This window comes from Streptomyces europaeiscabiei (genome assembly GCF_001550375.1).
Lineage (GTDB): Bacteria > Actinomycetota > Actinomycetes > Streptomycetales > Streptomycetaceae > Streptomyces > Streptomyces europaeiscabiei.
The window spans coordinates 1-1326 of the sequence record NZ_LRTR01000856.1 but is presented as its reverse complement, the minus strand read 5'-3'; the positions used below and the strand labels follow the sequence as shown (position 1 = coordinate 1326).

The 1326-nt window shown below is 76.2% G+C and carries 1 protein-coding gene; it reads left to right on the top strand.

From position 1 onward, the window contains the following. On the top strand, positions 1-1326 hold a 1326-nt coding region (locus AWZ10_RS43510; protein ID WP_159058579.1), incomplete at both ends, for a beta-ketoacyl reductase.

Sequence of the window (1326 nt, the reverse complement as noted above, 5' to 3'; positions counted from 1 at the left end):
CGCCCCTGCGCGGAGCGGCCCGCCACCGTCGTCCTGGGCGGCGAGGGCCGGATCGCCGAGGCACTGAACACCCCGGCGGTGCCCTCCGTCGAGGCGCTGTCGGCCGCCCTGGACAACGGCACGCGGCCACGGCGCGTCCTCGTCGACGCGACCGGCCTCGTCGACCGCCCCGACGAGGAGGTGACGTCGGCGGCGGGCGACGCCCTGGCACTGCTCAACCGGCTGCTCGGCGAACCCCGCCTGGACGAGGCGGAGCTGGTGTGGGTGACGGACATGGCACCGAGCCCGTACGACGATCCGGACGCGGACACCGGCACCGACGCCCGGGGCCTCGCGCCGGCGTCGCTGCGCGGGCTGCTGCGCGCGGCCCGGAGCGAGTACCCGGACCGGTCGCTGCGCACCGTCGAGATCAGCGGCGCGCCCAGCGCTCCGGCACCCGAGTCGCTGCTGAGCGCCCTGGACGTGCCGGACGAACCGGAGCTCGTGGTGCGCGGCACGGACCTCTTCGCGCCGCGCCTGGTGCGTGCCGAACCCTCGGCGCCCGACGTGACGGCCCCGCCCCTGGACCCGGAGGGCACGGTGCTGCTCACCGGCGGAACCGGCGAACTGGGACGGGCCGTGGCCCGGCACCTGCTGCGAGAGCACGGCGTACGCCGCCTCGTCCTGACGTCCCGGCGGGGCCCGGACGCCCCGGACGCCGACACCCTGGTGCGTGAGCTGACCGGGGCGGGTGCGCTGAGCGTCCGGATCGCCGCCTGTGACGTGGCCAACCGGGACGCGGTGGCGGAGCTGCTGGCCGGCATCGACCCGGCCCACCCCCTCACGTGCGTGGTGCACCTGGCCGGTGTCATCGACGACGGTCTGGTGACGGCGCAGAACGGTGAACGCCTGGCGCGTGTCTTCGCGCCCAAGGTGCGCGGCGCGCTGCACCTCGACGAACTGACCCGGGGTCAGAACCTGGCGGCGTTCGTGCTGTTCTCCTCCGCCGCCGGTGTGCTGGGCACGGCGGGCCAGAGCACCTACGCCGCCGCCAACACCGTCCTGGACGCGCTGGCGGCCCGTCGCCGGCAGCGCGCCGAGGCAGCGCACAGCCTCGCCTGGGGTCTGTGGCAGCAGAGCGGGACCGGCATGACCGCTCACCTCGGCACGGCCGAACTGTCACGGATGCGCCGGCAGGGCATCGCCCCGATGCCGGTGGAGGACGGTCTGCGGCTGCTCGACGAGGCCCTGCGCCGGCCGCAGCCGAACCTGGTGCCGCTGCGGTTGGACACCGCCGCGGCCGCCCGCCACCTCGGCGAGGGCGGCGAGGTCGTGCCGGTGCTGCGC